This is a genomic window from Cognatishimia maritima, from assembly GCF_900129685.1.
GTDB lineage: Bacteria > Pseudomonadota > Alphaproteobacteria > Rhodobacterales > Rhodobacteraceae > Cognatishimia > Cognatishimia maritima.
Window position 1 is genome coordinate 372,583 of the sequence record NZ_FQWM01000001.1, and the last position, 26,464, is coordinate 399,046.

General features: G+C 56.1%; 25 protein-coding genes and 2 tRNA genes. 11 read left to right on the plus strand and 16 right to left on the minus strand.

Annotated elements, in window-relative coordinates; translation table 11 throughout:
* Positions 1 to 80: 80 nt before the first annotated feature.
* From BUA39_RS01925 to BUA39_RS01940, 4 genes are read right to left on the minus strand one after another with little or no spacing between them, the layout of a single operon-like run.
* Complete coding sequence (locus BUA39_RS01925) at positions 81 to 923, minus strand: ATP-binding protein (RefSeq protein ID WP_072790181.1); 843 nt, start codon at positions 921 to 923, stop codon at positions 81 to 83.
* Positions 913 to 1,800, minus strand: coding sequence for a twin-arginine translocase subunit TatC (gene tatC, locus BUA39_RS01930; protein ID WP_072790183.1), 888 nt, complete (start codon positions 1,798 to 1,800; stop codon positions 913 to 915). The genes BUA39_RS01925 and tatC overlap by 11 nt, the downstream gene beginning before the upstream one ends.
* On the minus strand, positions 1,797 to 2,225 hold the full coding sequence (gene tatB, locus BUA39_RS01935; RefSeq protein ID WP_072790186.1) for a Sec-independent protein translocase protein TatB: 429 nt from the start codon (positions 2,223 to 2,225) through the stop codon (positions 1,797 to 1,799). Before tatB ends, tatC begins: the two co-directional genes overlap by 4 nt.
* A 3-nt stretch (positions 2,226 to 2,228) precedes the next feature.
* Complete coding sequence (locus BUA39_RS01940) at positions 2,229 to 2,444, minus strand: twin-arginine translocase TatA/TatE family subunit (RefSeq protein ID WP_072790189.1); 216 nt, start codon at positions 2,442 to 2,444, stop codon at positions 2,229 to 2,231.
* 166 nt (positions 2,445 to 2,610) lie between these two features.
* Between BUA39_RS01940 and BUA39_RS01945 the strand changes: the two genes are divergently transcribed.
* Entirely contained in the window at positions 2,611 to 3,291 is a 681-nt protein-coding gene (locus BUA39_RS01945) for a helix-turn-helix transcriptional regulator (RefSeq protein WP_072790192.1), read from the plus strand.
* Here BUA39_RS01945 and BUA39_RS01950 read toward each other — a convergent pair.
* The 4 genes from BUA39_RS01950 to BUA39_RS01965 form a co-directional block, all read right to left on the minus strand.
* Positions 3,275 to 4,045: a squalene/phytoene synthase family protein gene (locus BUA39_RS01950; protein ID WP_341349533.1), complete on the minus strand. Its 771-nt coding sequence runs from the start codon at positions 4,043 to 4,045 to the stop codon at positions 3,275 to 3,277. The two genes, BUA39_RS01945 and BUA39_RS01950, sit on opposite strands and share 17 nt — an antisense overlap.
* A 14-nt stretch (positions 4,046 to 4,059) precedes the next feature.
* The gene (gene cimA / locus BUA39_RS01955) at positions 4,060 to 5,685 is read right to left on the minus strand and encodes a citramalate synthase (RefSeq protein ID WP_072790198.1); all 1,626 of its coding nucleotides are present in this window, start codon (positions 5,683 to 5,685) and stop codon (positions 4,060 to 4,062) included.
* 112 nt (positions 5,686 to 5,797) lie between these two features.
* Positions 5,798 to 7,303 (minus strand): cysteine--tRNA ligase, encoded by a 1,506-nt coding sequence (gene cysS / locus BUA39_RS01960; RefSeq protein WP_072790201.1) that lies wholly within the window; start codon positions 7,301 to 7,303, stop codon positions 5,798 to 5,800.
* 239 nt (positions 7,304 to 7,542) lie between these two features.
* Entirely contained in the window at positions 7,543 to 7,917 is a 375-nt protein-coding gene (locus BUA39_RS01965; RefSeq protein WP_072790204.1) for a VOC family protein, read from the minus strand.
* A gap of 86 nt (positions 7,918 to 8,003) precedes the next feature.
* Between BUA39_RS01965 and soxR the strand changes: the two genes are divergently transcribed.
* Together soxR and BUA39_RS01975 are read left to right on the plus strand one after the other, a co-directional pair.
* Positions 8,004 to 8,471, plus strand: a complete 468-nt coding sequence (gene soxR, locus BUA39_RS01970; RefSeq protein WP_072791656.1) for a redox-sensitive transcriptional activator SoxR — start codon at positions 8,004 to 8,006, stop codon at positions 8,469 to 8,471.
* A 212-nt stretch (positions 8,472 to 8,683) separates the two neighbouring features.
* Complete coding sequence (locus tag BUA39_RS01975) at positions 8,684 to 10,225, plus strand: trimethylamine methyltransferase family protein (protein WP_072790207.1); 1,542 nt, start codon at positions 8,684 to 8,686, stop codon at positions 10,223 to 10,225.
* Positions 10,226 to 10,466: 241 nt separating this feature from the next.
* Here BUA39_RS01975 and BUA39_RS01980 read toward each other — a convergent pair whose 3' ends face one another.
* The 6 genes from BUA39_RS01980 to pdxH all read right to left on the minus strand — a co-directional run bounded on the left by BUA39_RS01980 (position 10,467) and on the right by pdxH (position 16,830).
* Positions 10,467 to 14,105, minus strand: a complete 3,639-nt coding sequence (locus BUA39_RS01980) for a vitamin B12-dependent ribonucleotide reductase (RefSeq protein ID WP_084604652.1) — start codon at positions 14,103 to 14,105, stop codon at positions 10,467 to 10,469.
* 602 nt (positions 14,106 to 14,707) lie between these two features.
* A tRNA-Pro gene (locus tag BUA39_RS01985) sits at positions 14,708 to 14,784 on the minus strand.
* Positions 14,785 to 14,930: 146 nt separating this feature from the next.
* Positions 14,931 to 15,007, minus strand: a tRNA-Pro gene (locus BUA39_RS01990).
* Positions 15,008 to 15,076: 69 nt separating this feature from the next.
* Positions 15,077 to 15,574, minus strand: a complete 498-nt coding sequence (locus BUA39_RS01995; protein ID WP_242648527.1) for a DUF192 domain-containing protein — start codon at positions 15,572 to 15,574, stop codon at positions 15,077 to 15,079.
* Positions 15,574 to 16,101, minus strand: a complete 528-nt coding sequence (locus tag BUA39_RS02000) for a cold-shock protein (RefSeq protein ID WP_072790210.1) — start codon at positions 16,099 to 16,101, stop codon at positions 15,574 to 15,576. Before BUA39_RS02000 ends, BUA39_RS01995 begins: the two co-directional genes overlap by 1 nt.
* Before the next feature lie 123 nt (positions 16,102 to 16,224).
* Positions 16,225 to 16,830: a pyridoxamine 5'-phosphate oxidase gene (gene pdxH / locus BUA39_RS02005; protein WP_072790213.1), complete on the minus strand. Its 606-nt coding sequence runs from the start codon at positions 16,828 to 16,830 to the stop codon at positions 16,225 to 16,227.
* 109 nt (positions 16,831 to 16,939) lie between these two features.
* Between pdxH and fabI the strand changes: the two genes are divergently transcribed.
* The 8 genes from fabI to trpE all read left to right on the plus strand — a co-directional run bounded on the left by fabI (position 16,940) and on the right by trpE (position 25,101).
* Positions 16,940 to 17,758, plus strand: coding sequence for an enoyl-ACP reductase FabI (gene fabI / locus BUA39_RS02010; protein WP_072790216.1), 819 nt, complete (start codon positions 16,940 to 16,942; stop codon positions 17,756 to 17,758).
* Between the two features lie 47 nt (positions 17,759 to 17,805).
* On the plus strand, positions 17,806 to 18,369 hold the full coding sequence (locus tag BUA39_RS02015) for a LysE family translocator (protein WP_341349519.1): 564 nt from the start codon (positions 17,806 to 17,808) through the stop codon (positions 18,367 to 18,369).
* A gap of 14 nt (positions 18,370 to 18,383) precedes the next feature.
* Positions 18,384 to 18,992: a LysE family translocator gene (locus BUA39_RS02020; protein ID WP_072790221.1), complete on the plus strand. Its 609-nt coding sequence runs from the start codon at positions 18,384 to 18,386 to the stop codon at positions 18,990 to 18,992.
* Positions 18,993 to 19,019: 27 nt separating this feature from the next.
* On the plus strand, positions 19,020 to 19,526 hold the full coding sequence (gene gpt / locus BUA39_RS02025; RefSeq protein ID WP_072790224.1) for a xanthine phosphoribosyltransferase: 507 nt from the start codon (positions 19,020 to 19,022) through the stop codon (positions 19,524 to 19,526).
* 15 nt (positions 19,527 to 19,541) lie between these two features.
* A complete protein-coding gene (locus tag BUA39_RS02030) occupies positions 19,542 to 20,723 on the plus strand; it encodes an aminotransferase (RefSeq protein WP_072790227.1) in 1,182 nt (393 codons plus the stop codon).
* A 60-nt stretch (positions 20,724 to 20,783) separates the two neighbouring features.
* On the plus strand, positions 20,784 to 21,581 hold the full coding sequence (locus tag BUA39_RS02035) for an ankyrin repeat domain-containing protein (RefSeq protein WP_072790230.1): 798 nt from the start codon (positions 20,784 to 20,786) through the stop codon (positions 21,579 to 21,581).
* Between the two features lie 152 nt (positions 21,582 to 21,733).
* The gene (locus BUA39_RS02040; RefSeq protein ID WP_072790233.1) at positions 21,734 to 23,578 is read left to right on the plus strand and encodes a SurA N-terminal domain-containing protein; all 1,845 of its coding nucleotides are present in this window, start codon (positions 21,734 to 21,736) and stop codon (positions 23,576 to 23,578) included.
* An 11-nt stretch (positions 23,579 to 23,589) separates the two neighbouring features.
* Positions 23,590 to 25,101, plus strand: coding sequence for an anthranilate synthase component I (trpE, locus tag BUA39_RS02045; RefSeq protein ID WP_072790236.1), 1,512 nt, complete (start codon positions 23,590 to 23,592; stop codon positions 25,099 to 25,101).
* 85 nt (positions 25,102 to 25,186) lie between these two features.
* Here trpE and BUA39_RS02050 read toward each other — a convergent pair whose 3' ends face one another.
* A complete protein-coding gene (locus BUA39_RS02050; RefSeq protein WP_072790239.1) occupies positions 25,187 to 25,819 on the minus strand; it encodes a glycine zipper domain-containing protein in 633 nt (210 codons plus the stop codon).
* A gap of 225 nt (positions 25,820 to 26,044) precedes the next feature.
* Positions 26,045 to 26,464, minus strand: a complete 420-nt coding sequence (locus BUA39_RS02055) for a nuclear transport factor 2 family protein (protein WP_072790243.1) — start codon at positions 26,462 to 26,464, stop codon at positions 26,045 to 26,047.

A 26,464-nucleotide genomic window follows, 5' to 3' on the forward strand; every position in this document is an offset into this window, starting at 1 on the left:
GTTTTGCCGCTTCGAAATCCAAAATGCAAAAAAAGGGCCTCTGCGGGCCCTTTTCTTTTTTAGCATTCTAGGCGCGTCAATCAGTCGATCACCACGCCCCTGCGTCCGGCAAGATCGGTGAAATATTGCCATGCAACACGGCCAGAGCGGCTGCCCCGCGTGGCCTGCCATTCAATGGCCTCAGCCCACAGCGTTTCCTCATCAATCTCAATCCCGTAGTTCCGGCAATAGCCTCGGATCATGTCGAGGTACTCGTCTTGCGAACACGGGTGGAAGCCAAGCCACAGCCCAAAGCGATCTGACAAAGAAACCTTTTCCTCAACCGCTTCAGATGGGCTGATCGCAGAGGAGCGTTCGTTCTCGATCATATCCCGTGGCATTAGGTGGCGGCGGTTTGAGGTCGCGTAGAAAACAACGTTATCCGGCCGCCCTTCAATCCCCCCATCGAGCACCGCTTTCAGGCTTTTGTAGTGCTGATCATCGTGGGAGAACGACAGGTCGTCGCAAAACAGAACAAACCGTTCCTTGCGTCCACGCAGGTGGTTTAGCAGCCGAGACACACTTGGCAGGTCTTCACGTTGCAGTTCAACGATCTTTAGGGGCAAGCCCTGTTCCAGCACTGCCGCATGCACCGCTTTTACCAAAGACGATTTGCCCATGCCCCGCGCGCCCCACAACAGGGCGTTGTTGGCAGGCAATCCATTGGCAAATTGCACCGTATTTTCAAGCAGCGTATCGCGGGATCGATTGACGCCAATCAACAACTCAATCCCAACCCGGTTCACCCTGGGCACTGGTTCCAATCGGTCTGGGTCCACATGCCAAACAAAGGCGTCTGCCGCGTCAAAATTCGGGGACGGCAAAGGCGCCGGAGCTATCCGCTCCAGCGCCTCTGCAATACGTTTCAATGTCTTACTTGCCATCGGCGTCCTGTTCTTCGGTCATGGTGTCTTCCATGTCGAATTCTTCTTCGTCGTCGTAATAGCCATCCGCGCGCAATTGCTCTTCGCGCTTCCTCTCAACGCGACGTACCAAGAAGATCGACACCTCGTAAAGTCCGTAGACCACAACGAACAAGATCACCTGCGTTATGACATCAGGTGGCGTCACCAAGGCGGCCAACACAAGAATGCCAACCACAGCGTATTTGCGCATATTGCCGAGGCCTTCGGCACTGACCAGACCCGCCTTCCCCATCAGGGTCAGGAGGACAGGCAGCTGGAAACACAGACCAAAAGCCACAATGAACTTAATGGTCAGATTCAGGTATTCTTGAGCCGAGCCTTGGAAGACCACCGAAAGCCCCTGCTGCACTTCTTCATCCAGAACCGCCTCACCTTCGTTACCGAACTGCTGGAAGCCTAAAAAGAAGTCATAGGCCAGCGGGGTTACAACGTAAAAGGCAAAGGATGCGCCCAGAATGAACATGAAAGGCGATGCCACGAGAAACGGCAAAAAGGCATTCTTTTCATTCTTGTAGAGGCCGGGCGCCACAAAGCGCCACATCTGCAACCCGATGTAAGGAAAGGCCAAGATAAAGCCGCCGAGGAAAGAGATCTTAATCGCGACAAAGAAACCTTCCTGCGGGCTGATAAAGATCAGATCGCAGTCCTGACCGCGTTCGCCTAGCACTTGACACAGCGGGGCCGTCAAGAAGTTGAACAGCGGGGTCGCAACGGTGAAACAAATCACCATCCCAACCACAAAGGCAGCGACTGAATGGATCAGCCGCGTCCGCAGTTCTGCCAGATGTTCGATCAGCGGCGCAGAGCTGTCCTCAATATCGTCCGATTGGCTCATTCTGCATCCTTCGTCTTCTCAGCCGCCGCTGCTTCGGCCTTTGCGGCCTCGGCTTTCTTGGCGGTCGCGTCTTGGATCTTGCGGGCCGCATCCGCGCGATCTTCGCTCAGGGACTCGCTGTCCAGATCAAGTTTGAAGTCTGCGATGTCTTTCACAGAGTCGCGCACCGCATCACCAGCCGCCTTAGCGGGGTTGGCTGCTGTCCGCAGCGTATCCGTTGCGCTTTTGAAACTGGACGTCGCGTCCTTCATCCCAGCTTCGTCTGCGGCTTGGTTCATGGCATAGGAAAACTCCCGCGCCATGGCCCGCGCCTTGCCGACAAACCTACCTACCTGCTGGAACATCACCGGCAGGTCTTTGGGCCCGATCACGATCAGGGCCACAACACCAATCACCAGCAGTTCGCTCCATCCAAGGTCCAGCATGGATCAGACCTTGTCTTTTTCGTCTTCCGGTGTGACGTCTTTTGCGGTTTCAGCAGCACCGTCTTCGATTTCTTTCTTGCCATCATCCACGCCCTTTTTAAACGCGGTGATGCCTTTGCCGACTTCGCCCATCAGCGACGAAATCTTGCCCCGGCCAAAAAGAACCAGAACCACAACAGCAATCAAAAGAAGGCCCGGCAGACCAATATTGTTCAACATGAGTATTCTCCCACTCCTGCCCGACCTTGCGGGCGGTTTTTGTCCCTCAAAGTTCTACGCCTGTGCGCGCGTCTAAGACAGCAGCAAAACCTCTGGATATTCAGCCTACTTCGCGCAATACTGACACTGGATTGTCAGTTATAGATCGAAGTTGCCAGAGAGCGGCATGGGGAAATCAGAATCACGACGTACACGGCTGCAAGCTATCATGCACCGGCTCTCCGGCGGAGAGACCCTGCGCGCCGAAGACCTTGCATCAGAGTTTGGCGTGTCCCAACGCAGTATCTACCGCGACATGGACACGCTGAAAGCCAACGGTATGCCGATAGTGGCAACACAGGGTCAGGGCTACCGCGCGGCGGCTGTAATCACCCTGCCACCGCTTCATCTGAGTGAACAAGAACTTGAGGCGCTGCATCTTGGGCTATTGGCGGTTGCGGCTAGTGCGGACGAGACATTGCAGGTGGCCGCGCAAAGTGTTTCGGAAAAACTAGATGCCGCCTTGCCAACGGACGCTCTAATGTCTGATCAAGCCCTATCGCCCTACCCGTTTCAGCAAAGCAGTGCGGCCTTACGCCATTTGGCAACGGTGCGGTCCGCCATTAAGTCGCGGCAAAGGTTGCGCGTTGCTTTGATGTCGGGCACTCGTCAGGACATCCGTCCGCTCAAACTTGATTTCTGGGGACGCGCTTGGATCGTGTCGGGCTACGGAGAGCAAGCGCAAGGGTTCGTGTCGCTTCCTGTCGATGCCCTGGAAAGCGCAACGGTGCTGCCGGGGCTGTTTGTCGCTGAAGATGGCAAAGACCTGCACGCCATGCACAATGCGCCCATTACCAGCTTGCGTTAAGGGATTTCCACAAGAGACTGCTTTTTTTACGAAAATCACTGATATGGATTGTACCGTCAGCGACGCAAGTTGGAGATAGGGAAACCTGCCGAAGGACCGGTTCAGCCAGCCATGTCGTGCGCAACGCTGCAGCCTCAGTGCTACTGACTCGCCCAAGTAACCTTCGTGCCTTCGCCAGACCAGCCAAAGCTTCTGTGGCAAGAGACGCCACTGCCTCAGCCCGGCCGTCGACCAACGGCAACCGACCGCTCGCTTCCAGCGCCGGGATGGCTTGGAACCAACGCGCAAGCCCATCCGCATAACCTATCGCGCTGACATCGGCCTCGGGCGACCCACCTGCGAGTTGCCAAGCGACGGACAGAAGCAAACCAGAAGTCTTTTCAAGATGGGCGTGGAACTGCGCGGCGTCTTCAAACGGGTCTTTGTAAATATCCCAGCGCCGCGCCAGCACCAACTCATCCAGCGCCTTGGCTTGCTCCGCACTCAGGATACTTGCCAAGGGTGTCACCACCTCATGCCGACGCACCTGCCCGCCTGTGGCAATTTCGTCCAAGGCGTCCCGCCACCATTGCAGGCGCATTTCGGCGATCATGCTTTCCTGCGTCACCCATGGCGCACGCGCGACTTCGACGTTCATCGCATAAAGCGGAAACAGCTTTTCGCGCAGCGCCACCGGCCCTGACATAATGGCAAGAAACCGATCCGGGTCGCCCTTTTGGACAATCCCGGCGCAGGCAGCAATATCAGGATTCACCAATCTTACCCGCCTTACCCAATGGGCTGCGCGCCATCGCGCACCAGCTTCCAGATCGTGGCATCCACCAGCGCCTCAAACGAAGCGTCCACAATATTGGCAGAAACCCCAACAGTGGACCATTGCCGCCCCTGCCCGTCGACGCTGTCGATTATGACGCGCGTGACCGCCTCTGTGCCGCCTTGGGTGATGCGCACCTTAAAGTCGACGAGCCGCATGTCGTCGATATATTCCTGATAAGGCCCCAGGTCCTTCGCCAGAGCCTTGGCCAGTGCGTTAACCGGGCCGCGGTCTGATCCGGTTTCATCCATGGATTCACTCACGCTGAGCCGCTTTTCACCGCCCGCTTTGACGACAACAACCGCTTCGGACAGGCTAACCATCTTATTGCGCTTGTTCTTGCGACGCTCAACGGTCACGCGGTAGCGTTTGACTTCGAAATAGGATGGCAGCAGCCCCAATTCACGGCGGGCCAGAAGTTCAAAACTCGCCTGCGCGGTATCAAAGGAATAGCCAAGCGCCTCTTTTTCTTTGATTTTCTCAAGGATACGGGGCAAGGCGGGATTGCCCTTTTCGACGTCGATCCCCGCTTCGCTTAACCGCCGCCGCAGGTTGGATTGCCCCGCCTGATTGGACATCGGGATGATCCGGCTATTGCCCACCTTCGACGGATCGACATGTTCGTAGGTTGTCGGGTCCTTCAGAATGGCGCTGGCATGCAGGCCCGCTTTATGGGCGAAGGCACTCGCACCAACAAACGCCGCCTGCTTGGTGGGCACCCGGTTCAAGACGTCATCCAACATGCGGCTGATCCGGGTCATGTCTTTCAGCGCTTTGTGGGTAACGCCCGTGTCAAACTTGCTCGCATAGGGTTCTTTCAGCAGCAGCATCGGGATCAGCGTGGTCAAGTTGGCGTTGCCGCAGCGTTCGCCCAATCCGTTCAGCGTGCCCTGAATTTGGCGTGCACCCGCGTCGACGGCGGCCAAAGAGTTCGCAACGGCATGTTCGGTGTCATTGTGTGTATGGATGCCCAGATGATCCCCCGGCACGCCCGCCGCGATCACTGCGTTCACAGCCTCTGTCACTTCACTGGGCAAAGCGCCGCCATTCGTGTCGCACAGCACCACCCAACGCGCGCCGGCGTCATAGGCCGCTTTTGCAGCCTCGATGGCATATTCTGGGTTGGCCTTATAGCCATCAAAGAAATGTTCAGCATCAAACAGCGCCTCACGCCCCTGAGCTTTGATGTGCGCGACGGACTTAGAGATATTCTCTGTGTTTTCCGCCAGCGTGATCCCAAGAGCGGTTTCGACGTGGAAGTCATGGCTTTTGCCGACAAGACAGACGGCTGGCGTGCCCGCATTCAAAACAGCAGAGAGCACATCATCGTTTTCCGCCGACATGCCCGCGCGTTTAGTCATGCCGAAGGCCGTGAAGGTTGCTTTGGTCTCGGGCCGGGTTTCGAAAAACTCGCTATCCGTCGGGTTCGCACCGGGCCAGCCGCCTTCGATGTAATCCACACCCAGCGTATCAAGCGCCTTGGCGATCTGTTGCTTCTCGGCGGTGGAGAATTGCACGCCTTGGGTCTGCTGCCCATCGCGGAGCGTGGTGTCGTAGAGGTAGAGCCGTTCTTTGGTCATTTCCCTACTCCGGAATTATTGTCCGGCGCAGCCGGACAGCCCCCGACCGCCCCCCAGGGCGGGGGCTTTACCCCCGCCCGCGGTCGAGGGCTGTCCTGTTTGGCAAATGGTGTCATTTCAATGCCTCCAATTTGGACGCATCAAAATCTGCACCCGGCAAGAGTTCCACACCCGCCTTGCTCATGCGCACTTCGACGCCTGCGTCCAGCAGGGCCGATTTCAGGCGGTCAACTTCTGAGAAGTCTTTGGTTTCCATCGCCTTCTTACGTTCTTCTTCCAAACGCTGAGACGCTTTCAGCAAGACCTCGCTAGCTGCGAACGGAATACTTCCATCGTCGTGATAGCTTACCCCTTCAACTACACCATTGCTTCCTGCACTAACCCCAAAACTATTGTACTTCGCTACAAGTTCGTCGGGATCAAATCCGAGCAAGCGTAGCGACGCGTCGAGTTTAGCGGCCTCATGGTTTTTGGCGTATTTTTTCACGAGCGTTAAAGCCAATGATGTGTTTAGATCGTTGCATAGCGCATCCAATACTTCCTGAGGCGTATGCGCAGCGCTTGGTATATACCATTCTTGAGTTTGTGGATCGCCGCCAAACACTTGAGCGATTGCGCGCAGCGTCTTCTCCGCCTCTTTTGCCTTCTTCTCTGTCCAATCCATCGGCTTGCCGTAATGCGTTGACAGGAACACAAAGCGGATCACTTCACCCGGCACGCCCTTATCCAGCAGGTCACGCACCGTAAAGAAATTGCCCAGCGATTTGGACATCTTCTTACCTTCGACCTGCAGCATTTCATTGTGCAACCAGTAGCGCGCGAACTCGCCCTCCGGGTGGGCGCAGCGGCTTTGGGCGATCTCATTTTCGTGGTGCGGGAATTGCAGATCGTTGCCGCCCCCGTGGATGTCAAAGCTGTCGCCCAATAGTTCATGCGACATGGCAGAGCATTCGATGTGCCACCCCGGACGGCCACGGCCCCAAGGGCTGTCCCAACCGGGCAGATCATCGGTGGACGGCTTCCACAGCACAAAATCCATCGGGTCGCGCTTGTTATGCGCAACCTCAACACGCGCCCCCGCGATCATGTCATCGACCGAGCGACCGGAAAGATGACCATAATCCTTGTAGCTTTTCACCGAAAACAACACATGCCCTGCCCCATCCGCATAGGCATGACCCTTGGCAATCAAGCTTTCGATCATGGCGATCATCTGGGTAATGTAGGCCGTCGCGCGGGGCATTTCGTTGGGTTCCAACGCACCCAAAGCGCCCATGTCCTTGAGGTACCAGCTAATGGTTTCATTAGACCGCTCGGCGACCAGGTCTTCCAAAGTCCCCGCCGCCCCAGCTTCTTTGCGCGCCAAAGCCGTCGCGTTGATCTTGTCATCCACATCGGTGAAGTTGCGCACATACGTCACGTGGTCCTCGCCGTAAACGTGACGAAGCAGCCGATAAAGCACATCAAACACAATGACAGGACGCGCATTGCCAAGATGCGCACGGTCATAGACCGTCGGGCCACAGACATACATGCGCACGTTCTTAGGGTCCAAAGGCGCAAAAATCTCTTTCTTGCGGGTCTTTGAGTTGTGCAACTTAATCGTAACGTCGGTCATGGCTCGTCCTCACACGGCTTTCGTGCTGGCGGGCTTAGCAACTTCACTGGTGTTTTGGAATAGAAGAACGGCCCGCCAAATTGTCTTAGCAGGTAATGCAGCAAATAATGATGATGCTTGCAGTGTTCATGGGGGCGACCTTAGAGAGCCGCCCCCATTCGGTCAAGGCATGACACCTGCCGCGCCCTGACCCTATGTCAGACAAAAGAGACCAATCCGTGCCTGACACAAACGGGCTGTCAGGCGTAGCTCACAACTTCGAATTCGATGCCTTCTGGCCCGTCAAAATAGAACCGCTCTCCGGGTTCATAATCCGCGTGATTGTGAGGCGTGTAGCCCGCATTGATCACGCGGTTTTCAACCGCCTGAATATCTGGGACCACAACGCCGATGTGGTTCAATCCGTTTTGAACACCATAGGAAATGCCATTGTCAGCGAGCGGCTTCTTGGGGCTGTAAAGCGCCAGATAGGCCTCATCGTCGCCGACATGCACGGTATAGCCATTGTCCTTGGCGGCCCCTTCCCAACGGATTTTCCATTCAAACAGATCTTCCAAGATGCCCGCCATTTCCTTTGGATCAGACACGGTGACATTTACATGTTCCAAGCGCATTCCTGCTCTCCTTCATATTGATTTAACGATGACTCTGTTCTAATTTCTCAAGTGCACTTTAGGTCAAACGGAAAGTTTCGTTGAAAATCAATCCGGTAACAAATCGCGGCCTTAGTATTGGTCAAATTTCCGACCGCACTGGCCTCGCACCGAGTGCCATCCGCTACTATGAGGATGAAAACCTTGTGACACCGTTTCGCAATGCGGGCGGGCAGCGCCGGTTTGAACGCGCGGATATTCGCAGGTTGTCCTTTGTGATGATCGCGCAGCAGCTGGGGTTCTCGATCAAACAGATCAAGGCGGCCATGGGCAGCCTGCCGGACAATCGCACCCCGACCAAAGCCGACTGGGAACGCCTGTCGCGGCAGTTCCGAGCAGACCTCGACAGCAGGATTTCACAGATGCAGGCACTGCGCGACAAGCTGGACGGCTGCATTGGCTGCGGCTGTCTCTCCCTGTCTCATTGCAAGCTATACAACCCCAAAGACCGCATTCGGACTAAGGGCCAAGGGCCGCGGTATCTGATGGGAAACTCGTCAGATGAGTTGCCATAAGCGACGGAAATCTGCAGTGGGCGTCGCTATTGTGACAGATTTTTGATCCTTCTTGGGCAACCCTACGCTTAGGGAGGCGTGCATGCACAATAGCCGCTGGAAAATTGACCTTGTGTCACGCACCATCGGTGCGGAACGCGGCAAGGCCGCGCGGGGTGCCCCTTTGATCTGATTTTGCCCAGCAATTTCAAATCAGATCAAAGGACATCGAAATGACCACTCTCACTTCTCGGCGCCACGGCGGACGAAATGCGCGGCGCGAATTGCGCGCGGCAGCCCCAAGCGAAGATCAACGCGCCATCCACCCCGGCATGTCCGGCGGCCAGTACAAGCCGCTGTCACAGGCCGAAATCGAACGCATTCACGAAACGGCCCTGCAAGCGTTGGAAGAAATCGGCCTCGCCGACGCACCCGAAAGCGGGATTGCCTATATGACAGGCGTTGGCGCGATCCTTGGGGACGACGGACGCCTGCGCTTTCCACGTCAGGTGGTCGAGGCCGCGCTGGAGAAGGCCTGCAAATCCATCACGCTTTATGGGCGAGACCCAAAATACGATCTGCAGTTGAATGGGACGCGCGTGCACTATGGCACGGCAGGCGCTGCTGTCAGCATGGTCGATGTCGCCGGGCGCAGCTACCGTGACAGTACGGTGCAGGATCTGCACGACGCGGCGCGGATTTGCGAAGAGCTCGACAATATCCATTTCGTGCAACGGCCCATGGTGTGTCGCGACATCGCGGATAATCGCGAAATGGACTTGAACACGATCTATGCGACCTGTTCTGGTACAAAGAAACACATCGGCACCTCATTCACCGAACCCGGATTTGTCGATGACGCGTTGAAAATGCTGCACATGATTGCTGGTGGCGAAGAGGCGTGGCGCGCCCGGCCTTTTTTGGCCAACACCAACTGCTTCGTCGTGCCGCCCATGAGGTTTGCGACCGAAAGCTGCGAGGTGATGGAACGTTGCATTCTTGGAGGCATGCCCGTGCTTCTTCTCTCCGCCTGTATGGCGGGCGCGACGGCCCCGTCGACCATCGCCGGCGCTGTGGTGCAATCCACCGCTGAATGTCTGGCCGGGTTGGTTTATGTCAATGCTGTCACCCCGGGTCACCCTGCGATCTTTGGCACATGGCCCTTTGGGTTGGACCTGCGCACTGGGGCCATGACAGGCGGATCTGGCGAACAAGCGTTGCTGTCGGCAGCCTGCGCGCAGATGCACCAATTCTACGGGCTTCCCGGTGGTGCCCCTGCCGGGATGACCGACGCAAAATTGCCGGATATGCAGGCCGGATGGGAGCAAATGTGTTCCAATGTCACCAGCGCGCTGGCAGGTGTGAATATGGTCTATGAGGCCGCAGGCATGCACGCGTCACTATTGGGGTTCTGTCACGAAAGCCTGATCTTAGGGGATGACTTGATCGGGCAAGCCATGCGCTGCCTGCGCGGAATCGAGGTCGATGACACTACCCTCGCACTAGATCAGATCAGAGAGGTCTGCATTGGCGGTCCGGGCCACTACCTTGGCACAGGCGAGACGCTGTCGCGGATGCAGAAAGACTTTGTATATCCGTCACTTGGAGATCGCACTTCACCCAAGGAATGGGACGAAAAAGGCAAGCTGGACCTGATTGAAACAGCAACTGCCCGGAAAGAAGAAATTCTATCTCAGCGGTCCAAAGCTGCCTTTGATCCAGAGCTCGACAATGCACTTCGCACTGCGTTCAACATTCATCTGCCACGACAGTGACAGCTTGGGGCGTTCTTGGCACGGACGCACCGTTTGCAAATGGAAGAAATAAAGTTGGGGGGACCTAGCCCCCCGAGTTTCGCCACTTGCGCTCACTTTAGTTTACCGCTCGTAGTTTTTTTGCCTGCGGCCCAAGTGTCGTATCAAGGCGAGCGCACCCGCCTCAGATTTGTAAATTCGTGGCGGGATATACCCCCCGCCGAGGGTGTCCGCGCAGCCCGAAGGCCACCCCCCAGTAACCTTAGCTACAGCCCGATGTCGCGCCGCAGGTGTTGCATTTCATGCAGGTGCCGTTGCGCACCAGCGTGTAGTTGCCGCAATCGCCGCACGGATCGCCTTCGTAGCCCTGCATCTTGGCCTTTGTGCGTTCATCCATCGTCATTGTCGCGCTGGCGACCGCTGCGCCAGAGGTCATCGCCGGTTGCGCGGTTTCAGGCACCAGCGTGTTCAACGCAATTTCTGGATCCAAAGTGCCGCCGTTCAGCACCATCAACTCCTGTGGCAAACGTTTACGCAAATACCCGGTCGAAGACACTTGTTTCAGCATCTCCAAAGACCGCGTCGCCGCGCTTTCGCTAATCTCTTTGAGGTTGGACAGCCCGTCTTCTTCGCCCCGTCCCAGATCATCGAATGAGGCACCTTCGGGTTTGACGTGCGCAAGGTCTGTGCGGTCGAGGTAAGACACCGCCAACTCGCGGAATATGTAGTCCAAGATCGAGGTCGCATTTTTGATGCTGTCGTTGCCCTGCACCATGCCCGCCGGTTCAAATTTGGTGAAAGTAAAGGCATCCACAAATTCCTCAAGTGGAACACCGTATTGCAAACCGACTGAGACCGCGATGGCGAAGTTGTTCATCATCGCCCGGAATCCCGCGCCCTCTTTGTGCATATCGATAAAGATTTCACCCAAAGAGCCGTCGGCATATTCGCCGGTCCGCAAATAAACCTTATGCCCGCCGACGATGGCCTTTTGGGTATAGCCTTTGCGGCGTTCCGGCATCTTCTCGCGGTCGGCTTTGAAGATTTCTTTGATCACGATCTTTTCGACAATCTTCTCTGCCAGAACCGCGGCTTTTTCCTGCGGGGTGCCGCTTTCGAGGATTTCTTCGGCTTCGTCGTCATCTTCGATCAGCGCTGCCGCCAAGGGCTGGCTGAGTTTGGAACCGTCGCGATACAGCGCGTTGGCTTTGACACCCAAGGACCAGCTCAGTTCATAGGCCTTTTGGCAATCCTCAATCGTGGCATCATTCGGCATGTTGATCGTCTTAGAGATCGCGCCGGAAATGAAGGACTGCGCAGCGGCCATCATCGTGATGTGGCTATCCACAGACAGGAACCGCTTGCCCTTTTTGCCGCACGGGTTGGCGCAATCAAAGATTGGCAGGTGTTCCTCTTTCAGGTGCGGCGCGCCTTCCAAGGTCATAGTGCCACACACGTGGTCATTCGCGGCATCAATGTCGGCCTTTGTGAAGCCAAGATGGCTTAGCAAGTTGAAATCCGGGTCCATCAGCTTTTCAGCAGGCACACCCAGCGGGCCAGTCACAAACTCTTCGCCTAGGGTGAAGTGGTTGAAAACAAATCGGATATCAAATGCGGTCGCAAGCGAGGCTTCGATCTTGTCGATCTCTGTTTGCGTGAACCCATGTTGTATCAAGGTTGTCGGGTTGATCGCCGGCGCATTGCCCAATGTGCCGTGGCCGACCGCGTAGGAAATGATTTCTTCAATCTGTGCAGAGCCATAACCCAGCTTCTCCAGCGCCGCCGGAACAGAGCGGTTGATGATCTTGAAATACCCACCGCCTGCGAGTTTTTTGAATTTCACCAGCGCAAAGTCAGGTTCGATCCCCGTGGTGTCGCAATCCATGACCAGTCCGATGGTCCCAGTCGGTGCAATCACCGACACCTGCGCGTTGCGGTAGCCGTGTTTCTCGCCCAACGCCAAGGCTTCGTCCCAAGACGCCATCGCCAACTTCGCGAGGTCCTGATCTGGCACATTGCCATGATCAAGCGGGACAGGTTTTACAGCTAGTTCTTCATAGCCATCAACCGCACCGTAGGCGGCGTTGCGGTGGTTGCGAATGACCCGCAGCATGTGGGCTGCATTGCGTTTGTAGCCAGAGAAAGCGCCCAACTCGCCCGCCATTTCAGCGGAAGTTGCATAGGATACGCCCGTCAGGATTGCAGTCAGGGCACCCGCCAGCGCTCGACCTTCGTCACTGTCGTAGCTGTACCCCATGTTCATCAACAGACCGCCGATATTGGCATAGCCCAGACCCAAAGTGCGGAAGTCATACGACAGCTTCGCAATTTCCTTGGATGGGAACTGCGCCATCATCACCGAAATTTCCAGCGTCACCGTCCAAAGGCGCGTAGCGTGCACGTAATCTTCGGCTTGGAATTTGCCGTCCTTCAGGAAGGTCAGCAGGTTCATCGACGCAAGGTTACAAGCCGTGTCATCGAGGAACATATATTCAGAACAAGGGTTTGAACCGCGAATCTCACCGTCTTCTGGGCAGGTGTGCCAGGCATTCACGGTGTCGTGGAATTGAATGCCAGGGTCTGCACAGGCCCATGCCGCATGCCCCACTTGTTCCCACAGATCACGTGCCTTGATAGTCTTTGCCACCTTGCCGTCGGTGCGGCGGATCAGTTCCCAATCTTTGTCATCACGCACTGCCTTCAGGAAGGCATCGGTCACGCGGATCGAGTTGTTGGAATTCTGACCCGACACCGAGGCATAGGCTTCGCTGTCCCAGTCTGTGTCATAGGTGGGGAATTCAATGCTGGCGTAGCCCTGTTTTGCATAGTCCAGCACGCGCTTCACGTAAGTCTCTGGAATCTTGGACTTCCGTGCGCCTTTGATCGCTGATTTCAGCTGATCATTCTTTTTGGGGTCAACCGCATCTTCGGTAGACCCATCCCATCCACGGATGGCTGCGAAGATTTCATTCAGCTTTTCTTCGTGAACTTTGGAACCCGCGACGATGGACGCCACTTTCTGTTCCTCTTTCACTTTCCAGTTGATGAATTCTTCGATGTCCGGGTGATCGGCATCACAGATCACCATCTTCGCTGCTCGACGGGTTGTGCCGCCTGATTTGATCGCGCCCGCAGCGCGATCACCGATTTTGAGAAAGCCCATCAGGCCCGAGGATTTACCACCGCCAGACAGCGCCTCACCTTCGGCACGCAGACTAGAGAAGTTGGTGCCGGTGCCAGAGCCATATTTAAACAGCCGCGCCTCACGCACCCAAAGGTCCATAATGCCGCCCTCGTTCACCAGATCGTCAGAGACTGACTGGATAAAGCAGGCGTGCGGCTGCGGATGTTCATAGGAGGATTTGGACTTGGTCAGCTTGCCCGACTTGTAGTCGACATAATGGTGCCCCTGCGCGGGACCGTCGATGCCATAGGCCCAATGAAGGCCTGTGTTGAACCACTGCGGAGAGTTCGGCGCGGCACGCTGGCTGGCCAACATGTGCCGCATTTCATCATAATAGGCTTTGGCGTCTTCCTCGGTGGAGAAATAGCCACCCTTCCAGCCCCAATAGGCCCATGCGCCCGCCAAACGGTCAAACACCTGCTTGGCCGAAGTCTCGCCGCCCATTTCCGCGCCCTCAACGGGCACAGAGCGCCAAAGGAATTCGGGCACGCCCTTCTCTTTGACCTTCTTGAGTTCAGACGGCACACCCGCCTTGCGAAAATATTTCTGCGCGATCACATCGGATGCGACCTGGCTCCATTTCGCGGGGATCTCCACGTTCTTTGCCTGAAAGACAATCGAGCCATCCGGATTTCGGATTTCCGAAGTGGTTCTAACAAACTCCAGCTCTGCATATGCGTCTTGGTTTGCCTTGGTGAATCTGCGCTCGATTTTCATGTCTGCCCCGAAGCTCGTTGGTCGCTCAAAACTCTGACGCGACGGGGTGGTGTCACGAATGACAGGGCAATAAGCCGCCCCCAAGCGCCGTTACAGCGCCTGCATATGCCAGAAAATCCCTGGTCATCTATGCTTTGAAGCGTTTTCCCCTGCGACCGCCTGAAACACTATATGTAGTGTGCACCCCGATCCGCGACTACAATCTGGCGTATTTCCGCCGATGCCGTCAACGATTTTATTTGAGATTTTTTAGACTCTTTGCAGTTGACCCAACCTGCCCAATTGCCCGCTTTCGTTGGTTCAGGCGATTCTTATTACTTTCTTTAATTCGGCTGGATTTCGACTGTGCATGAGGCATTCAAAGGAAGTCCTTCAAAACCCATGGAAAATTGCTGTGCTTGCTGCAATGGAAACAACTGCCACAACATAATGTGTGTTAAAGGAAGGTTAACAACAGCATGTGGTGCATTTTTGTGCAGCACGACCAAAAACGCGCTGTAAGGTGTCTATTTCGCTCAAGCGCGAGCTGCCTAGAACAAGCGTGCACACAAATCTAGGTCGGCTCCCCTCACCTGCACGCACAGAAATCAAATGAGGAAAAGTGGTCGGGGCGGCGAGATTCGAACTCACGACCCCCTGTACCCAAAACAGGTGCGCTACCAGACTGCGCTACGCCCCGGACCGTTCGCACCGTTTAAACATCAGTGCAGGGAAAGGGAAGGGAAAAATGCGCCAAACCTGTGAACAAATGCCCTAACAATTTCTGCGGTAGTACAAGCACAGAAGCGCCTTGTAACGGCATAAACAAAGTCATTTCGGAAGAAGTGGTCGGGGCGGCGAGATTCGAACTCACGACCCCCTGTACCCAAAACAGGTGCGCTACCAGACTGCGCTACGCCCCGGACCGTGACGGGGAATTAGTCCCTATGCGCCGGAATGAAAAGAGGAAAAATACCGATTGCGAAAGTTTTTTAATCTGCCTCAGAACAACGCCAAGCGGCATCGCCCTGTAACACGGCAGGATGACGCAGTTCACTCCCGACATCGACGCCAAGCGCCTGCGCCAAGCCGCCGTTGACCTCTAGCACATAGCGCGCGGGCCATTGGCTTGAGATCGGCGTTTCATCCAGAGGGATCGCATTGTGATGAACATGAACCACGATTCCGCGTTCATCCGCAAAGATCATATCCAGCGGGATCAGCGTGTTTTTCATCCAAAAAGAAATCGGGCGCGTGCGATGATAAACGAAAAGCATCCCACTGCTTGTGGGCATCGACGGTCGCCCCATCAGCCCCTTGCTGCGCTCTGACGCGTTGTCGGCAACTTCGACCGTAAACTGCGCTTTGCCCCATTCGCCGCGCAATTGGACTGTATTATGGCTACATTTCGCTGATGCAGGCAGGGCCAGAAGCGCTGCAATCAGAACCCCCGCCATCCATGTTAGAAAACGGAAGGTGTGATGGCGCATTAACTCGTCTCTTTGGTTGCGTTTTCCCACGGGCAAACCTGAGCCGCCATTAACCCGCGCTGGCCTTCGACCACACGCAATGCCAATGCCTCCCCCGGCTGGAGTTCCGCCAACCCTTGGCGACGCAATACTTCGACATGGATAAACACGTCTTCTTCGCGGCCAAAGATATTGGCAAAGCCAAAGCCCTTGCCTTTATCAAACCACTTCACGCGCGCCGGTTCCAGTGGAATGTCGTCAAGCGTGCCTGTGTCGAATTCGTCGATCTCAGCCAGCGATGAGTCGTCGCTTGTAACAGGCGCGCTGATCGAAAGAATCTCAACCGCCTGAACACCGCGCTGGGTTTCTTGAGCCAGCAGTTCAATCTGTGCACCATCGGCCACCGAACTCTGCCCAAAGTTGCGCAACACGTTGGCATGCAAAAGGATGTCAGGGCCGCCGTTTTCTGCAACCACGAACCCGAAACCTTTTACCGGATCGAACCACTTCACCTGCCCGTCGATCTTTTGGGCAGTCACATTATCCATCTTCACGGCCTTACCTTACGTAACCCCATCCCCAGGGTTACTCCCTTAGTGCGACACTTTTCTGCCTGCGGCAAGAAAAATGTCATAATCTTTCATAGGGTTGCATTTTACGTGACGTGAGTGTCAAGGGTTCAAACGTATAATTTCCCAAGCATCCGAGGGGGTTGCGCGCCGCCAGACAAATCGGTCGTGCAAACGGAAGGCCCCATCGGCCCAAAACTCGATTTCCAGTGGCGTGATCCGGTAGCCACCCCAGAACGGCGGACGCTTTGGGGACAGCCCGTGTTTGGCCGACATCGCCGCTGCCTTCGCCACAAGGCTGGCGCGCGACTCAAGCGGCTGAGACTGATCACTCGCCCAGGCGCCGAGTCTGCTTTTGAGAGACCGAGAGTCATAATAGGCGTCGGCCTTCTCCCCGTCTTCACGCACAACAGTGCCGCGTACCCGGACCTGGCGGCGTAGAGATTTCCAATGCATCACAAAGGCCGCCTTGCCTGCGGCATCTATTTCATGCCCCTTGGCGGACCCGTAATTGGTGTAAAACACAAAGGCGTCATCCTCGATGTCTTTCAGCAGAACCATGCGCGCGTTTGGCATGCCGTCCTGATCCACGGTCGACAGCGCGACCGCATTTGGGTCATTCGGTTCAGCCTTTTCCGCCTCAGCCAACCAATTGCGTGTCAATTGAAACGGATCATCTCCGGCAAATATCCCGGTACGGTCTGACATGTGTTTCTCCAGTGCAATGAAAGCGTCTTACCCGCCCCTGCGCACTTGATGCTAAGGGGGGTATCGCCTAAAGGTGCGTTAAAACGAAATAAGGGACGGAGTTGTCCAAATGTCAAACAATCTGATGGCTGGCAAACGCGGTCTGATCATGGGCCTGGCGAACGACAAATCAATCGCTTGGGGGATTGCAAAGGCCTGTGCCGACGCAGGCGCGGAGCTGGCGTTTTCCTACATGGGCGACGCGTTCAAGAAACGTGTTCAACCTTTGGCGGATCAACTGGGTGTTGAAACGCTGATTGACTGTGACGTCTCTGACGCAGCATCCATCGATGCAGCTTTTGCCGAAATCGAAGCCAAATGGGGCAAGTTGGACTTTATCGTTCACGCCATCGGTTTTTCGGACAAAAACGAGCTGCGTGGTCGTTACGTTGACACCAGCCGCGACAACTTCCTGATGACCATGGACATCTCTTGCTACAGCTTTACCGCTGTAATGCAGCGCGCTGAGAAGCTGATGAAAGATGGCGGCTCTGCCCTGACACTGACCTACTATGGTGCCGAACAGGTGATGCCGCATTATAATGTCATGGGATTGGCGAAGGCGGCGCTGGAAGCGTCTGTTAAGTACCTCGCCGAGGACCTTGGTAAAGACGGTATTCGCGTCAACGCAATTTCGGCTGGCCCGATCAAAACGCTGGCGGCCTCTGGCATTGGCGATTTCCGCTATATCCTGAAATGGAACGAGTATAACTCGCCCCTGCGCAAAACCGTGACCATCGAAGAAGTCGGCAACTCTGCTTTGTATCTGCTAAGCGACCTGTCGTCTGGCGTGACCGGTGAAAATCTGCACGTCGATTCAGGCTACCACGTTGTCGGCATGAAGGCCGTTGATGCACCCGACATCGACGCGACCGCCAACAAGAAATGACTCTGACTGCCTTTGTGGCGTCCTGGCTTTTATGTCTGGCCGCCGCCATGACGCCGGGACCAGCTGTGCTGATGTCGGCGCGCATTGGCCTGCGTGAAGGGTTGGCAACGGGCACGGCGCTGGCCTTTGGCATTGGCGCGGGCGCTGTCTTTTGGGCCAGCACCGCGCTTTTTGGGCTGTCGATCCTGTTCGAGTATGCCCCGACCCTATTGATTGCACTGAAAGTGATTGGTGCAGCCTATTTGGTCTACCTGGCTTACAGAATGTGGCGCCACGCGGACGATATGATCGAAGAGGTCGCGACCATGGCCACACCACGCAGCCGATTCAGTGCCTTCAAACTTGGTGTGCTGACACAGCTGGCCAACCCCAAGGGGCCGATCTTTTTCGGTGCGGTCTTTGCGGGCACAATCCCTGAAACCGTACCACTTTGGGTGTTAGGTGCTTTGCTGACGCTGATTTTCATTGGTGAAGCCGCCTGGAACATCATTGTTGTCAGAATCTTCTCGTTCGAACGGACACGCCGTGGTTATATCAGCCTCAAAGGCGTGTTTGATCGCATCTTTGGCGCTGCGCTGGCCGCACTTGGAGCCAAGATCGCGATCACGTAACGAGGGGTCGCACCATGGAATTGTCACATCTGATTGCCTTTAACCTCGCGCTGCTGGTGGCCTTGATAAGCCCCGGCCCTGCGATGTTGATCACGCTGCGCGCGACCTTGTCTCGTGGCAAACAGGCAGGCATCCTGACGGGGCTGGGGCTTGGGACGATGGCCGCGCTTTGGACTACGCTCGCGTTGTTGGGTCTGGAAAGCGTGTTCTTGGTCTTTCCATGGGCCTACGTGACTCTTAAGACCCTCGGCGCGCTCTACCTGATCTGGATCGCCTATCAAACTTGGCGCTCCGCCACCAAGCCTCTCGGCGCAGACCCCAAGCTGCCCGGCCGACGCGATTTCACAACCGGACTATCGGTTAACCTCGCCAACCCGAAATCTGTGCTCTTTGCCTCTGCGGTGCTGCTGGTGATTTTCCCACGCGACCTCTTGCTGGCAGAGAAGGCTTTCATTGTATTCAACCACTTGGTGATCGAGTTCATATTCTACACGGGTTTTTCGCTCCTGCTCTCGACCAAGGGGGCCAGAAACGGCTATCTGCGCATGAAAACTGTATTTGACCGAGTCGCCGCCCTTGTCTTAGGCGCGCTTGGCATTCGCCTGCTGCTGAACCGGGTTTAAGCACCAGAGGAAAGAAAGGACAAAAAGATGAGCGACCGCCTGCCCCACGAAAAAGGCTTTCACATCAGTTGGGATCAACTGCATCGCGACGCCCGCGCCTTGGCATGGCGGCTGGATGGTCAAGGCCCGAACAATGGCGAATGGAAAGCCATCGTCGCCATCACACGCGGCGGTATGGCCCCGGCCATGATCGTGGCGCGCGAACTCGACATCCGCATTGTCGACACCATCAGCGTCAGGTCCTACCATCACCAGGAACAGGGCAAAGCCGAGGTGCTGAAATCCCCAGACCCAGAGATCATGGGCGCAGAGGGCGAAGGCGTCTTGATCATCGACGATCTGGTCGACAGCGGCAAAACGCTTGAACTGGTGCGCCAGATGTACCCAAAGGCGCATTTCGCGACTGTTTATGCCAAGCCAAAGGGTCGTCCGCAGGTCGAAAGCTTTATCACCGAAGTCTCACAAGACACTTGGATCTTCTTCCCTTGGGACATGGCACTGCAATACGTACAGCCCTACCGCGGCAAAGACTAAGCAGGGCACACTACTATGAGCAAAAGTCGCACGTCGCAGACCTTCCGTCCGCCTGTGATGGAGGCCGCGCGCTGGGTTTCTGGCAAATCCTTTCCGGCAGACAAGCCGCTAATCATTGTCAGTCAGGCCGCGCCGGTTGATCCGCCGCCAGAACCGCTGCGTGAGCACATTGCCGAAGTCGCTTTAAACCGGCCCGAAGCGCATCTTTATGGTCCGGTGCTGGGCCTACCCGCTCTGCGCACTGAAGTCGCGCAGCAATGGTCACAAGCGTATGGAGGTAGCATCACCGACCAGAACGTTGGTCTGACATCGGGCTGCAATCAGGCCTTTGCGGCTGTTGTTTCGTCTTTGACCAATGACGGGGATGAAGTCATTCTCCCAACCCCATGGTATTTCAACCATAAAATGTGGCTGGACATGCAGGGCGTGATCGCTGTGCCGCTTGACACAAGCGCCGAAATGCTACCGGATGTCACGCAGGCAGAGGCACTGATAACAGAGCGCACAAAGGCCATCGCCCTTGTCACACCCAACAACCCTGCGGGTGTTGAGTATCCGGGCGAACTGCTATCAGCGTTCTACGACCTCGCCAAACGACATGGCATTGCCTTGATCGTGGATGAAACCTACCGCGATTTTGACAGCCGCAGCGGCGCGCCTCACAGGCTGTTTGAAAACTCCGATTGGTCGGGCACGCTGATCCATCTTTATTCCTTCTCCAAAGCCTACCGCCTCACAGGTCACCGCGTTGGAGCCATTATCGCAGCGCCAGAGCGTTTGGACGAAATGGAGAAATTCCTCGACACGGTCACAATCTGCCCCAACCAACTGGGCCAACATGCGGCGCTTTGGGGGATGCAGAACTTGTCGCAATGGTTGGCCGGTGAACGCGAAGAAATCCTTGCCCGGCGCGCCGCCATTGAAGCAAATATGCCGGTGCTGGAAGCAAAGGGGTGGCGGCTTTTGGGCCTCGGGGCCTACTTCGCCTATCTACAGCACCCGTTCGATATCCCCTCAGATGCCTTGGCACAGGAGCTTGTCGACGCAGCCCATGTCTTGGCCCTGCCCGGCACGATGTTCCATCCCGAGGGCAGCGAACGCGGCAAACAGGAAATCCGACTCGCCTTTGCCAATGTAACAGCAGACCAGATCAAAGTGCTATTTGATCGACTAGCAAGCTATCGTCCAAAGCCTTAGGCCAAAACCAGGGATTTTTTCCGTTCTGCGCTAAACTGCTGTGGAACGGAGGATGCTGAGATGGTGCGTTTTCTGACAAGTTTTGTCCTTGCGCTGTGCCTTTGCCCGCCTGCGGCTGCCGCAGAGGAAATTCACCTCGCCGCCCGAAAAGGCGACGCGGAAGCGCTGCGGCAACTGCTCGACGCAGGCGTGCCCATCGATCAACCAAGCACAAAAAACACCAGCCAACCCGGCGTCACCGCGCTTTATGTGGCGGCGCAGTTTGGCCGCATCGAAGCAGTCAATCTGCTTCTTGAGGCGGGCGCGGACCCCGTCATTCGCCCCGTGGGCGAAGACGCGGACGGAACGCCTTTGCATATGGCCGTCAGGCGCGGCAGCACCGAAATTGTTAAGATGTTTTTGGATCAAGGCGTTGATCCCAATATCTATGATCGTTGGCAGGCGACGCCGCTGCATCAAGCACGGCTACGGAAAAACGACGACCTCGCCAACCTATTGATCGCGCATGGTGCGGAAACCGATTGGCGCGCGCCACCGATTGGTGATCAGATCGCAAATGCAGATCTTGCCGCAGGCGAAGTCGTTGCAAAAGGATGTGCCGGACTTTGCCACACCCTCGAGCCGGGTGCTGAACTTTCGCTTTGGGGCATCGTGAATAGCCCAAAAGCGGCCCGCAGCGGATATCAGTATTCAGAGGCCTTATTGTCAATGGGCGGTGATTGGACAATCGAAGACCTGAACAGCTTTATCGCTGCGCCAGGGCGGTTTTTACCTGGTACCGGAATGTATTATTCGGCCCCCAACGAGCAAGACCGCATCAACCTAATCGCCTTTCTGGCCACGACTTCTGAAAACTAAACGGCCGTCTGTCACTTCTTGACCCCCAACTCAAATCACGAACCATTCCCCTCCCCGCTTCCTCATGTTAGCGCTTGCCCCCCCTTTCGCTGCGTCGTAGACATCCGCAACTGAATTTTTGTCGCGTAGATGAACCCCGAAAGAGGTCCCGGATGTCCAAGAATAACTCCTTCTCCAAAACCATGGTCTGGATACTGATGGGCATGCTGATCTTGGGCCTTGGCGGTTTTGGCATCACGAACCTTGGCGGCGCGGTGCAATCTGTGGGTAAGGTTGATGGAAAACCGGTGAGCGTGAATGATTATTACCGCGCGGTGCAGCAAGAGTTGGACGCGATCCAAGCCCAAACCGGGCAGCGCATCACCTTCGCACAAGCGCAGCAGTTTGGCCTGCATCAACAGGTGCTGGCGCGGCTTGTGAACCAGCGCGCGCTGGACGCCGAAGCGGAACGTTTGGGCCTGTCCATGGGTGACGAAAACTTGCGCGACCAGATTGTGAATATCTCTGCCTTCCAAGGGCTTGATGGGTCGTTTGATCGCGAGGCCTATCGCTTTGCCCTGCAAAATTCGGGCCTGAATGAACGCGCGTTCGAAGATTCCCTGCGCGAAGATGCTGCGCGCACCCTGTTGCAATCGGCAATCATTGGCGGCGTTGATATGCCCGATGCCTACGCCGAAGCCCTAGCGCGCTATCTTGGTGAACAACGCAGCTTTTCCTACGCGACCCTGACCGAAGCCGATCTGGACGCAGAGATTGCAGCGCCGGATGAGGCCGCTCTGCAAGCGCACTATGATGCGAACCAATCCAACTTCATGCAGCCCGCGACGCGCGACATCACCTATGCATGGATCGCCCCTGCGATGCTGCTGGATAGCGTCGAAGTCGACGAGGCCAGCCTGCAGGCCCTCTATGAAGACCGCAGTGCAGAATTCAATCAGCCAGAACGCCGTCTGGTGGAACGTTTGGTCTATGGCACCGCCGCAGACGCAGAAACCGCGCTTGCGAAAATCACCGCTTCTGAAACCACATTTGATGACGAAGTGACGGCACGTGGTCTTGAGCTGGCCGATGTTGATATGGGTGACGTGACCCAATCCGCATTAGGTGCCGCTGGCGAAGGCGTGTTCGCCGCCGACACGGGCGACGTGGTTGGGCCCTTTCAAACAGACCTCGGCCCGGCGCTTTTCCGTGTGAATGCCATTCTTGAGGCGCAAAGCGTCACCTTTGAAGAGGTCGAGGCCGATCTGCGCGATGAACTTGCAACCGACCGCGCACGCCGCGTGATCGAGGCGCAGATCAACACTGTGGATGATCTTTTGGCAGCAGGCGCAACTTTGGAAGATGTCGCAGCAGAGACTGATCTTGAACTGGGCAGCATCAAGTTTCACGTAGGCTCGGAAGACGCCATCGCAGGCTATGCTGACTTCCGCGCAGCCGCACAGCGCATCCAAGACGGCGACTTCCCAGAGGTCACGACATTGGATGATGGCGGCATCTTTGCTCTGCGTTTGGATGGCACCTCTGAGGCCGCCCCAATCCCCTTTGCTGACGCGCGTGAAGCTGTCGAAGCGGACTGGCGCGCGACCGCCGTGCGGGAGGCTTTGAAAGCGCAAGCCGACAGCTTGATTGAACGCATGAAGGCCGGTGAAGACATCATCACATTGCGTTTGATTGTCGCTCAGGAACAAGACCTGACACGCAATGATTTTCTACCGGATGTGCCTGCCACCCTGCTGGAAACGGTGTTTGGGATGGATCAAGGCGACATCGAAGCCGTAGCAGGTAACGGCAGCTATTTGATTGTTGAACTGGATGACATCGCGGCCGCAGACCTGAGTGCAGGTGAAAACACCACGATCGTCAACCTGATCGGCCAGCAGGTCAGCCAATCGCTGACCCAAGATATCCTTGACGCCTACAGCAACTTCATTCGCAGCCGGGCCGAGATCGAAATCGACCAAGGCGCATTGGCCGCTGTGCACGCGCAGTTGAACTAAGGACCGACGACGTGGCTTTGACTCCTTCTTTTGACGTCTTCGAAGCCGCCTATAAGGCGGGCCAAAATCAGGTCGTCTACACGCGTCTTGCAGCGGATCTGGACACGCCAGTGTCCTTGATGCTGAAACTGACCGGCGCGCAAAAAGACGCCTTCATGCTGGAATCCGTCACTGGCGGCGAAGTGCGCGGGCGCTATTCGATCATAGGTATGAAGCCAGACCTGATCTGGCAGTGCCACGGCGATGAAAGCCGGATCAACCGCCAGGCGCGGTTTGACAGTGACGCGTTTCAACCGGAAAAGGGCGATCCGCTCGGCAACCTGCGCGCGCTGATTGCTGAAAGTAAGATCGACCTGCCGGACGACCTGCCGCAAGCCTCTGCAGGCCTGTTTGGGTTCCTTGGATACGACATGATCCGACTGGTGGAGCACCTGCCAAACATCAATCCCGACCCTCTCGGCCTGCCAGACGCTTGCATGATGCGCCCGTCCGTTGTCGCGGTGCTTGATGGCGTCAAAGGCGAAGTCACGGTGGTCTCTCCGGTCTGGGTGGCCGAGGGGCAATCCGCACGTGCAGCCTATGCACAGGCTGGCGAGCGCGTCATGGATGCGGTGCGTGATCTGGAACGCGCCATGCCCGACGCCCGCCGCGACCTCGGAGAAGAGTTGCAAGTCGGAGACCCGGTCAGCAACTTCACCAAAGAAGGCTATTTGGCTGCGGTCGAAAAAGCGAAGGACTACATCAAAGCTGGTGACATCTTTCAGGTGGTGCCCGCGCAACGCTGGACGCACGACTTTCCACTGCCGCCTTTTGCGCTTTACCGGTCGCTACGCCGCACCAACCCCTCGCCGTTCATGTTCTATTTCAACTTCGGCGGCTATCAGGTGATCGGGGCCAGCCCGGAAATCCTCGTGCGAGTGTTTGGCAACGAAGTCACCATTCGCCCCATCGCCGGCACCCGTCCACGTGGCGCAACACCTGAAGAAGACCGCGCCAACGAAGCCGACCTATTGGCAGACCAGAAGGAACTCGCCGAGCACCTGATGCTATTGGATTTGGGTCGCAACGACACCGGTAAAGTGTCGAAAATCGGCACCGTGCGCCCGACCGAGAAGTTCATCATCGAGCGTTACAGCCACGTGATGCACATCGTGTCCAACGTTGTGGGTGAACTGGCCGAGGACCAAGACGCGCTAAGCGCCTTCTTTGCGGGCATGCCAGCCGGCACCGTCTCTGGCGCCCCAAAAGTGCGCGCGATGGAAATTATCGACGAGTTGGAGCCGGAAAAACGCGGCGTTTATGGCGGTGGTGTTGGCTATTTCAGCGCCGGGGGCGACATGGACATGTGTATCGCGCTACGCACCGCCATTGTGAAAGATCAAAAGCTGTATGTGCAGGCAGGTGGTGGCGTTGTCTATGACAGCGACCCCGAAGCCGAGTATATGGAGACCGTACACAAATCCAACGCCATCCGCCGCGCCGCCGAAGACGCAGGCCGGTTTGATGGGCATGGGAATAGCTAACGCCGGTCATTCGCTGAGCAGAATCTAAAAAACTGGCGCGGCCGTCACCTACCGCGCCAGTTTTTTTAAGCATTCCGCCGAACTGTTAGTTAACGGTCGTGTCCACCAGTATCTCTGAAGCCACGCCCGCTTCAAACAAGGCTTGCTTCATATCGTCAATTTCCACTGCATCGGTTGAGCTGTGAATCAAGACGTCGTTCACCACCAAGGAATACAGCAGCGGTCTCGTTGTGGGTTGTGGTTCATAGCTGGCGAGGTATTCCCGCGCGGCACGGCGCGATGCAGGCCCCCATTTACCATCGTGGGCAACACCAATGGTGTATTGCGCATCCATCGTCATTTCTTTGCTGACCGAGCGGCCAGCGTTTAGATCAAGAAGTGTGTTTTCCAGCGTCACACGGTTTGTGATGCGATCTGGAACAAAAACGGTTTTGCAGGTTTCAACGTCTTTGTAACGGGTTACCGTCTTCTTGCTATTTTCATGGCCAATGGCGCCACCAATCAAAGCCCCAGCCGCAGCACCAGCGTTTTTGTCGGTGACCGCTTTGCCAATCACGCCACCGATCAGCGCGCCACCGATGACTTTTTCTGGTTCGCCACCTTTGACCGTTGCCTGATAAGGGACAGACTGCACTGAGCATTTTTTTTGATACGAGCCAGCATAGGACTGAGTCGCCAGCAAGAGCGAGGCAGCGACTGTTATCATAATGGTTTTCATAGCGTTACTCCTTCAAATTGAACGCCGGACCAGCAGACCCTTGTGGGCATCTGACCCTTTTAGAAATCTCGGGTGCCACCGACTCAACGCGCAACTGCCCGTTTCGTTGCATGGCACTTTCCAGCGATAGCTAGTGGATTGCCGCGTTGTTATTCAATATCAAAGCCCATTTCGCCTGTTTTACTGGGTTTGAGCGGCAAGATATCGCGCGGCTATCGACGCCATTCATCTTAACGCTGTTGGCATGGTGCTATCCTCATCGACTTGGTCCCATGCATGCCCAAGGATCGACCATTTCCCTTCTGACTTAACAAGCAAGAAGGCGCTGATGTCTTGGTTTTCTTCTGAGCCGTTTTCGAGCATATCAGATCGCGCCAAGGCGACTGCGATATTGCCGAAGTGCATTATTTCTAGCGTGGCGGTATGCTCTTCAAAGCTTTTCAAATTCTTTATGGCTACCGCTTCCATCCGCTCGACAAAAGCTTCAACGGACTTCGGCTCAGCGGGCCTCGCGGCCCCGCATAGGATTGCGGAAGGGTGAAAGTCACGTCTAAATCGCTCCCAATCTGGGTTCGATTTTTCATCCCACCTCATGCCCTCAAAGTGGTCTAAGATCAGTTGGCTAATTGCATCTGTGTCCGACAT